Source organism: Streptomyces boluensis, assembly GCF_009908195.1.
GTDB classification, from domain to species: Bacteria; Actinomycetota; Actinomycetes; order Streptomycetales; family Streptomycetaceae; genus Streptomyces; species Streptomyces boluensis.
On record NZ_JAAAHS010000001.1, the window covers coordinates 90,021 to 99,049 of the forward strand.

A 9,029-nucleotide genomic window follows, 5' to 3' on the forward strand; every position below is an offset into this window, starting at 1 on the left:
TGGGGTCCGCGTCATCGAGAACGCGGACCCCAGTGCGTTACTTCTTCCTCGTAGTGATGAAGGCGGCGAAGACGGTCGCGGTTGCGGTGATAGCCGCGGCGAGGACGATCTCCACTCCTTCCCTCCTTCCGTTGCAGGTGGCCTGGCCCCACTGGCCACTTTGGCGTCACAGGAGGAGGGAGTGGGGATCGTCGAAAAATCTGCATCCCACAGGGGACGCTGCCCACCCTCCCTAGGGTGAGCCCATGGGAACGAAGAAGCCTCCCGAGGCTCTGCTCGAATTGCTACCTGCGGTTCACACGGCGCTCGAGCGGCACGGCGTAGGAGCTGGCGGCTACACGGAGGAACGCCTCCGCCGTGACCGGATGGATCAGCTGATCCCGCTACCCGGTCGAGGCGGGGTGACCGACGAAGAAGCCGAACAGGCCATGTTCCTCGCTGCGTTGGCCCGCTCGAAGACTGGACATCTATGCCCCGGGGTCCGCTGGTATCTGCTCGCGCTGAGTCCGGAGCCGCAGGCTGCCGAGGAACTTCGCGGCCAGCTCGAACAAGCACTTGACCGCATGGAAAAGCGTGGCTTCAAGATGCCGAAGCTGGCCACGAAGGGGGAGAAGAACGCCAGTGAACATCTGGATGGGGACTGGCTCCAGGCCATGGAATCGATGCGGCAGTTCGTGGTCTCCCTCGCGTCGCACCTTGAGGAAGCGGACGAGAGTGTCGAGACGCTCCTGAGCGAACTGCTCCCTTCGGCCGAGCTGGATCCTCGACGCCGGTCATCAGCGGCGTCGTTGCGGGATGTTGGGAAGATCCTTTCGAGCGCATTCGGTCGGCCGATGAGCCAGGAGGAGATGGGCCGCATCTTCGAAACCCAGGCCAAAGCATGCAGCATGATGCTTCCTCTGGTTGATGCAGTGATCCCTCAGCAAGCGATGCCGGCGTCTGCTGCCCGCATGACTGACCCTGCATACGTTCGTGGACTTCTCCGAAGCGCACGCGTCTCTGATCTTCGTGCTGCCACTCTGAAGTTCTACTCGCCCGGCATCAACGGCCTTTCGGACCGTTACGAGTACGCAGATCAGCAGTGCAAGCCGGCCTCCGACGCCGACGCCTGGACGTTGTGCGCTCTGCTCGAGCCATCTCATTGGTCGATTTGGCAGCTCGCCGAGGGTGACAGCGAAGGCGCAATGAATCACATGCTTCAGCAGATCGAGCGATCCGATCTGAGTACGGGCTAGGGCAATCGACGAGACCCTACCGACGATCAATGCCGTCGCTGTCACCACTTTCAGAGCCCACCACGATGCTGGAGAAGCGGCTGCTTGCCTGTGCACAGCCGACGCAGGAAACGGACAGAGCGACATCGTTCGATCTGCCCGACAGCCGGCTAAGGCAGAGCCCCCGGTACAGTCGCGCACCCAGTGCTCCGCCAGTGTCCTCATCTCTCAGTGCCAAGCTCCAAGCAGTCGGTCGAGGACCGCTACCGGCGACCTCGGGCACATGGCCCGACGAGGGATGCCTCCCCGCGCACGATCGCCCAGTCAGTCGTCCAACAGATCCCGCAGATGGGTTCTGACAGGATGGTCCCCCTCGTCCGTGGTGCAGACCAGGCTGATGACTGCTCCGAGGGGATAGCGGCCCTTGTCGCTGCCCTGGCCCGAGCGGACCAGGTACGGGCTGTCCGTGACGACGCCCAGCTCGGAGGCGAACAGTTCCGGCAGTTCGTCGGTGCCGGGCTCCCATGGATCGAAGCCCCACATCACGCCTGCGCGCGCCCGCCGTACGGTCTCACCGGCGTACCACACCGCGCCCTGGATGAACGCGCTGCCGCGCTCGGCAAGGATCTGTTCCTCGCCCGCGAAGCGCTTCCGGACAAGCTCCTCGAGCGTGTCCAGCGACGGCGGGCTGAAGTCCCACGCTCCTGGCGCACCGGTCTCGCCCACCCACTCCCCGAACGCTGTGGCTCGCTCGTCCAGCCACCCCTCCAGTTGCTCCATCGGTTCACTCATACGCGACACCCTACGAGGGCGACATGTGTCCACACGAACCTCTTCGAAGCTAAAGGCAGTTGACGGCAAGACACCATCAAATCCCTTTAGTGGCAAGCCACTTAGACGCTTAGGCTGAGACCCTGCCGGGCGCGTGCAACGGGGGCCCACCAGCACCGGCAGTACGAACCCGTGACCCTCAACTGCCCCCATCAGAACGAGGGACAACTGCATCGTGAGTCATGTCATAGACACGACACCGCGACGTCGAGGGCGGCTGACCGCGCGCCTGGCGATGGCGTTCACAGCCGCGTGCGCGGTGACCTTGACCGGCTTGCCCGGCATGCCTATCAGCGGAGCGCACGCCGACATCACCGGAGGCAAGCGCTGCGACAAGAAATGGCTCGGCAAGGAGACCAACGGCAACGGCCAGATCCCCGGCTCCGGGAACTTCAGCGAGCTGCCCGCCGGACTTGAGACCGGGTATGACTACGCGAATGCCAACGCCGCCTACGACGACCTGAAGGCGCCGACCCAGGCCCAGCTCAAGCAGGCAGGCAAGACGCAGGCCGACGTCGACAAGTGGGACAAGGCGTACAAGGCGTCAGGCAACCCCGGCGACAAGGCGATGGCGATCTACGCCCGCTACTACCGGCAGCTGACCAGCAATACGCATCCCACGCGGAAGTGGGGCGACTGGCTGACCGTCAAGTACATCGGCAACCAGGCCGTCAACGCCCGTGGCAGGGCCTTCGAGGCAAAGGTCGTCAAGGACTTCAACCTGGTCGGGCCCGACTGGTTGTGCCAGGTCAAGGTCACGGTCAAAGACCCCCAGACCGGCGAGAAGGTGGTCCGCGACTTCGATGCGTACAACCGTCGGACCAAGGAGTTCGCCGAGTTCAAGTCCAACGGCGCGCACCGGTCCGATCAGCATGCCGCCGAGCGCACCATCCTGCGCGACCCCAAGTACAGGAACCACCGCCTCACCTACGTCACCGGGATGACGACCGAGGACCCTACTAAGGGCGCCATCAAGGAACTGGACGACGAGCTCAAGAAGGAGCGCGGTACCAGCCGCACTCAGGTACGGGCCCGTGAGCACCGCTCGACCGGCCGGGCTCAGATCGGGAAGCCGAACGTCTACACCAAGTACGACCCGATCATGAACCCCGACCCGCAGAAGGGCGGGCGCGGCCCGGTCAACAGCGCCGCTCGCAACTCGGGACCGACACCGAATGACGCGCGCCGCCAGCAGGAACTGGCCAACAAGTCCGGCACTCGTGGCGCGTTCCCCGGCGGACGGGGCCCCGGCGGCGTGGATTTCTCCACCCTGGAACTGCGCTATGTAGGCAACCCGGTCAAGGGCAAGGGTGTCGACTACTCCTTCAAGGCCGACTACATGAAGGACCCCGACAAGACCCCGGGGTACGGCGGCAAGGCCAAGCTGCAGCTCGCCTCGGACGCGTTCTTCACCTGGCTCGCCCTGACCCCGGACAAGTTCTGGGTCAACCTCAACCCCGTCCAGCCCGACGTCGTCATGGACAAGACGTTCGCCAAGACTGATGCCGGCCGTGTCCTGCTCGAATCGGACCTGACACTCAAGCACGACTATGCCGACGCCATGAACCCCGACAAGTACGAGCGCGGGGAACGCTTCTGGCGAGCCGCGCCCCGTACGGCAGACGGCGCGCCCTGCCTTCCGGTCATCCGCCAGTGGATCACCCCTGAGCCCGCGAAGGTGCGGGAGCAGGACGGGGGCATCTACATCCTGGACGCGCCCCTGAAGGTCAACATGGAGGTGCCCTCCGGCCCGGACGAGCCTCCGGCCCGGTGCAAGATCACGGAAGCGCAGACCAAGCAGGCCGAAGCGCTCATCAAGTCGATGATCCTGCCCGAGCTGGAACGCCGCGTGAACAACGACCCCTCCTACGCCGATCTGCGCCGCGTCTACACCTCTCGCGTGGCCGCCGAGTGGGTCCGCCAGCAGGACAAGAACAAGGCCACCGACTTCCGCAAGATCATCAACAGCAACGATGTGAAGCGCTGGCCGCTCCGCGGGGCGAACAGGGACTGGGACAAGAAGACCGTCTTCGACAAGTACGTGAAGTCGTACAACGACGGCGACTACACCTTCGAGCGCGATTACGGGGGCAAGGTCTGGATCCTGTCGATGGGTGGCGTCGACTTCTCCAAGTCTCCCAAGCGCAACATCTCCAAGGTCCAGTTCGGCCTGGAGCACCCGCAGTTGGACAAGACAACGCGGACCTCGGTGCGGGACGAGACCGCCCACCGCGACACCACCACCAGCTACATGGGCGGCAACAGCGCCGGCGACCTCGGCGACGATCCCGCGCCGAGCCCCACTCCCACGCCGACGGACGAGCCCGACCCGACCCCGACGCCCACCCAGGAACCGACCGACAAGCCCACTCCCACGAAGGAGCCCGGAGACAAGCCCACTGCCGCTCCGACCAATCCTGACGGCGACCTCGCCGACACAGGTAACAGCACTCCGGTCGGACTGATCGCCGGCATCGCAGCCGCCCTGGCCGCAGCAGGAGCCGCCCTCACTTGGTGGATCCGACGCCGCAACGGGCAACACAGCTAGACCGGCTGGTCACCGCCGTCGCGCCTTCCGGCACGGCGGCGGTACGAGGGCGGGCCGCTTCCTCAGCAAATGTGCTGAGGCAATCCCGGTACACGTGGCTCCCTGCCACCGAGCAGCCGCCGGTCTGGGAGAAATCTGGGAGATGACCTTCTCCCAGAGACCCACCGAAGCCACTCCAGGCCACCCCACACCAAGCGCCTGAGCAGGAAAGATCCCGATCCAACCTGTTAACGATCACGCTCGGCCCTCAGTCGGGACGAAGAGGCCGTGGGTTCAAATCCCCGCCAGCCTGACAGCTGGAACAGCAAATCAGGCCCGGTACTGAGGATTCAGTACCGGGCCCGATGTGCGTTGGGGGGCCATTTCGGGAGGCGGCTTCGGGCCGTGGCGGGATCGTGGACCGGGGGCATCGACCGCCTGGCCGAGGCTCTCCTTCATGGGGTCTCGGCCAGGGCGTGGCGGATGCGGGCCGGGGCAGTGGGGCGGGTTCAGCGCAAGGTGAGTGGGGTTTCCGAGCCGACGCGGTCCAGTTTTTCCGGGTTGCGGACGTAGTACAGGCCGGTGATGCGGGCGTTCTCCACGCGGGCTGCCATGACGCCGTCGATCTCGCCGTCGAGGTGGAAGACGAAGCCCATGCTGCCGTTGACCACGGCCGGGCCGAGGGTGATCGTGGCGTTGGTCCTGCCGATGCCGCCGGCCAGGAAGCGGACCACCTTCTCGGCGCCGATGAGTGGCCGCAGCGCTGCCTGTTTGATGCCTCCGCCGTCGCTGACGACGACGACGTCGGGCGCGAGCACGTCGAGCAGTCCCTGGAAGTCCCTGGTTTCCAGGGCCCGTTGGAACGATTCCAGTGCCGCCCGGGTCTCGCGCACGGAGACCACCTGGCGGGGGCGGCGGGCGTCGACGTGTTTGCGGGCGCGGTGCGAGATCTGGCGGACGGCCGCAGCGCTCTTGCCGACGGCGGCCGCGATCTCGTCGTACTCGACCTCGAAGACCTCGCGCAGCACGAAGACGGCGCGCTCGGTCGGCGACAGTGTCTCCAGGACCAGCATGAGCGCCATCGACACGCTCTCGGCGAGCTCGACGTCCTCCGCCACGTCCGGCGTGGTGAGCAGCGGCTCGGGCAGCCAGGGGCCGACGTACGCCTCCTTGCGGCGCTTCATGGTGCGCAGCCGGTTGAGCGACTGCCGGGTCGTGATCCGGACCAGGTAGGCGCGCTGGTCGCGCACCTGGTCCAGGTCGACCTTGATCCATCGCAGCCAGGTCTCCTGGAGAACGTCCTCTGCGTCGGCCGCCGATCCGAGCATCTCGTAGGCGACGGTGAAGAGCAGGTTGCGGTGGGCGACGAACGTCTCGGTCGCCGCGTTCGTGGCACGGTCGGGCATGTCTCGGTCCCTCGTTCGTCGGTATCCGTCTCGCCCCGGCCCACCTGTCGGGGCGGCATGTCCTTGCTCAGCTGGTGAAGGGCTCCAGGGCGAAGCGGCCCCACGCGATGAAGGCGGCGAGCGCGAGATAGACCGCGTTCAGCACCACCAGGTTGTACTGACCGAAGCGGCCATGCGTGATCATCGCGCCGATCATGAGCAGGATCCAGCACACAGCGGTGACCGGCACTATGACCGGTGCGATGTCGAGTACGGCCGGGAGGATCAGGCCGGCCGCCGCCAGGATCTCCAGGAACCCGAGCGTCTTGACGAAGCCGGCGCCGGCGTCCCGGGTCCATCTCCCACCCTCGTGCGCGGCCAGTTTCTCCTTGGGTACGAAGGCCTTGGTGATGCCGCCGACCAGGGCGACCGCGGCCAGCAGTCCCGTCGCGATCCAGAGAGCGAGGTTCATGGGGGCTTTCTCTTTCCTTGTGTCGTTGTGTCGTTGTGTCGTTGTGTCGGTGCTGAGGTGGTGGTTCAGCGGTGCTGGTTCAGCGGAGTGGTTCAGCGGTGGAGGGCGGTCTCGTTCTGCTTGGCCCGTAGCAGCTGTTGGCGCTTGTCGTCCTTGAAACCCCAGGTGAACGAGCCGGGCTTGCGCGCCTCGTCCACCAGTTCCTTGACGACGCCCCGGCAAGCGCGCTCCTTGATGCCCGCGGCCAGGCGCCCGCCGATGGAGTACTTGTTCGCGGTGTCGTCCTTGGCCGCGATCTGCACGGTGGCGGCGCGGCGGCCCAGAGCGATGCACTGGCCGAAGTAGCCGACGCTGATGGCCTCGGGCCGCGTCCCCGCGATCCGGGCGAGCACCGTGTCGGCGGCGTGTGCTCCCAGCGGACGAGCGGTCTGGCAGCTCATGCGCAGCGGCAGGTCCGACGGCGCCGCCGAATCCCCGGCCGCGACGATGCGTACGTCGTCCGTGCTCGTCAGCGTCTCGTCGGTGAGCAGGCGGCCCAAGGTGTCGGTGCTCAGCCCGCTGCGCGTGGCCAGGTCCGGCACGCTGAACCCGGCGGTCCAGATGGTCACCGCGCTCGGCAGCGTGCGGTCGTCACCGAGGCGTACGGCGTCGCTGGTCACCGCTGTCACCTTCGTACCGGAGCCTTCGAGCACCGTCACGCCGAGCTTGGCCAGCCGCTTGGCGACCGAGCGGCGAACCCGCGGATGCAGATACGGACCGAGCAACCCGCCGCACACCAGGGTCACTTGGCGGCCCAGCTCGGCCAGCTCGGCGGCGGTCTCGATGCCGGTCGAACCCGCTCCGACCACCGTCACAGCGGCCGTCGCGGGCGCGGCGTCGAGGACCGGCCGCAGCCGCTGGGTCTCCTCCAGGGTGGCGATCGGGTACGCGAACTCGGCGGCGCCGGGGACGTCCGGGTCGGCGCTGCCGCTGCCCACCGCGTAGATCAGGTAGTCGTAGCCGACCGTGCCGCCGCTCGCCAACATCACGGTTCGCGCGGGGGCGTCGATCCGTGCCGCGGTGTCGACCACCAGCTCGACGCGCTCGCCCAGGACCTCCCGGTAGTCGACGACCGCCGCGTGGGACCCGCCGACCACCTGGTGGAGGCGGACCCTCTCGACGAAGGCCGGACGCGGGTTGATCAGCGTCACTGTCACGTCGTCGCGCTGCGTCAGACGGTTGGCCGCGAGGACGCCCGCGTACCCGCCGCCGATCACGACCACATCGGTGTTCCCAGTCACGGTGTCTCCTTCGTTTCGAGGGGTTCGGGCACAGGACACCGCTCGTCCGGCACGTGTGACAGGTTGTGAGGCAGGTCACTTTGCGAGGGGGTAGGTGCGCGGAGTCAGTGGTGGCGACTGGGATGTCCGCGTTCTGCGCCGGTAGGGCGCCGGGAGGTGATCGCGCTGCGGCTCGTCAGGCGGCGGCTTGTCAGGCGGCGGCTTGTCAGGCTGCTGGTGCGGGTGTGGGTGTGGGGCGGAAGGTGCGGCGGTACGTCTGGGGCGTGACCCCGATCGCGGCATGAAGGTGCTGACGCAGGGAGACACCGGTGCCGAATCCGGCGCGGACGGCGACCAGGTCGACGGGCCAGTCAGTGGTCTCCAGGAGGTGCCGGGCCAGGTCGACGCGCTGGCGGACCAGCCACCGGCCGGGGCTGGTGCCGACCTCGTCGCGGAAGCGTCGGGTGAAGGTGCGCACGCTGACGTTGGCGTGCGCGGCCATGTCCGCCAGAGTGACGGGTTCGGCGAGGCGTTCCGTGATCCACGCCTGGGTGGGGGCGGTGCCGGCGGCAGCGGGTCCGGGTACGGGGCGCTTGATGTACTGGGCCTGGCCGCCCTCGCGCCAGGGCGGTACGACGCAGGAGCGGGCGACCTCGTTGGCGATGTCGCTTCCGTGGTCGCGGCGGACGATGTGCAGGCACAGGTCGATGCCGGCGGCGACCCCGGCGGAGGTGAGGATGTCGCCGTCGTCGACGAAGAGGACGTCGGGGTCGATGCGCACGGTGGTGAACATGCGCTGCAGGCGGTCGGCTTCGCGCCAGTGAGTGGTGGCGGGGCGCCCGTCGAGCAGTCCCGCGGCGGCCAGCACGTAGGTGCCGGTACAGATCGCCACGATCCGGGTTCCGGGGCGGATGGCGGCCAGAGCCTCGCGCAGGGCGTCGGGCAGGCGCCCTTCCTCGCGGATGGAACCCAGCGCGTGGAAGGGCGGGATGACCACGGTGTCGACGCCGGCCAGCAGGGAGGCGTCGTGGGAGACGGTGAGCTCGTAGTCGGCCTCGGTACGGACGGGGCGGCCGTCCAGGCTGCACGTGGTCACGGAGTAGAGCCGGTTGCCCGCGCTGTCGCGGGCGGCGCCGAAGATCCGTGCGGGGATGCCGAGTTCAAAGGGGACGACGGCTTCCAGAGCCAGAACGCCAACGCGATGCATGACCCGATCCTTTCACTCCATGACCATCGGGCCACTGGTTGAGGTCCTTCCGCCCAGGGAGTCTCAGGACGTGCGGCACCAAGGGCACGGGGGCGGGGCGGGCGGTACCGACGGCACGGGCGGCGGCGCGGGAC

General features: G+C 67.4%; 7 protein-coding genes. 2 read left to right on the forward strand and 5 right to left on the reverse strand.

What is annotated here, in order from left to right:
* Positions 1–245 precede the first annotated feature (245 nt).
* Positions 246–1,235, forward strand: a complete 990-nt coding sequence (locus GUY60_RS00385) for a hypothetical protein (RefSeq protein WP_161692779.1) — start codon at positions 246–248, stop codon at positions 1,233–1,235.
* Positions 1,236–1,538: 303 nt separating this feature from the next.
* Here GUY60_RS00385 and GUY60_RS00390 read toward each other — a convergent pair whose 3' ends face one another.
* A complete protein-coding gene (locus tag GUY60_RS00390) occupies positions 1,539–2,006 on the reverse strand; it encodes a hypothetical protein (protein ID WP_161692780.1) in 468 nt (155 codons plus the stop codon).
* 322 nt (positions 2,007–2,328) lie between these two features.
* On the opposite strand from GUY60_RS00390, the gene GUY60_RS00395 reads away from it, so the two are divergent.
* Positions 2,329–4,593, forward strand: coding sequence for a hypothetical protein (locus GUY60_RS00395; RefSeq protein WP_161692781.1), 2,265 nt, complete (start codon positions 2,329–2,331; stop codon positions 4,591–4,593).
* 488 nt (positions 4,594–5,081) lie between these two features.
* Here the strand turns inward: GUY60_RS00395 and GUY60_RS00400 are convergent, their stop codons facing one another.
* From GUY60_RS00400 to GUY60_RS00415, 4 genes are all read right to left on the reverse strand, one after another.
* The gene (locus tag GUY60_RS00400) at positions 5,082–5,978 is read right to left on the reverse strand and encodes an RNA polymerase sigma-70 factor (RefSeq protein ID WP_161692782.1); all 897 of its coding nucleotides are present in this window, start codon (positions 5,976–5,978) and stop codon (positions 5,082–5,084) included.
* Positions 5,979–6,045: 67 nt separating this feature from the next.
* On the reverse strand, positions 6,046–6,429 hold the full coding sequence (locus GUY60_RS00405; RefSeq protein WP_161692783.1) for a DoxX family protein: 384 nt from the start codon (positions 6,427–6,429) through the stop codon (positions 6,046–6,048).
* Positions 6,430–6,521: 92 nt separating this feature from the next.
* Entirely contained in the window at positions 6,522–7,709 is a 1,188-nt protein-coding gene (locus tag GUY60_RS00410; RefSeq protein ID WP_161692784.1) for an NAD(P)/FAD-dependent oxidoreductase, read from the reverse strand.
* Positions 7,710–7,914: 205 nt separating this feature from the next.
* Positions 7,915–8,895 (reverse strand): GlxA family transcriptional regulator, encoded by a 981-nt coding sequence (locus tag GUY60_RS00415; protein ID WP_161692785.1) that lies wholly within the window; start codon positions 8,893–8,895, stop codon positions 7,915–7,917.
* Positions 8,896–9,029 lie beyond the last annotated feature (134 nt).

Bases quoted from the DNA above. Each gene is read 5' to 3' on its own strand.
- GUY60_RS00385 (WP_161692779.1), top strand. From the start codon at position 246: ATGGGAACGAAGAAGCCTCCCGAGGCTCTGCTCGAATTGCTACCTGCG.
- GUY60_RS00390 (WP_161692780.1), bottom strand. From the start codon at position 2,006: ATGAGTGAACCGATGGAGCAACTGGAGGGGTGGCTGGACGAGCGAGCC.
- GUY60_RS00395 (WP_161692781.1), top strand. From the start codon at position 2,329: ATGCCTATCAGCGGAGCGCACGCCGACATCACCGGAGGCAAGCGCTGC.
- GUY60_RS00400 (WP_161692782.1), bottom strand. From the start codon at position 5,978: ATGCCCGACCGTGCCACGAACGCGGCGACCGAGACGTTCGTCGCCCAC.
- GUY60_RS00405 (WP_161692783.1), bottom strand. From the start codon at position 6,429: ATGAACCTCGCTCTCTGGATCGCGACGGGACTGCTGGCCGCGGTCGCC.
- GUY60_RS00415 (WP_161692785.1), bottom strand. From the start codon at position 8,895: ATGCATCGCGTTGGCGTTCTGGCTCTGGAAGCCGTCGTCCCCTTTGAA.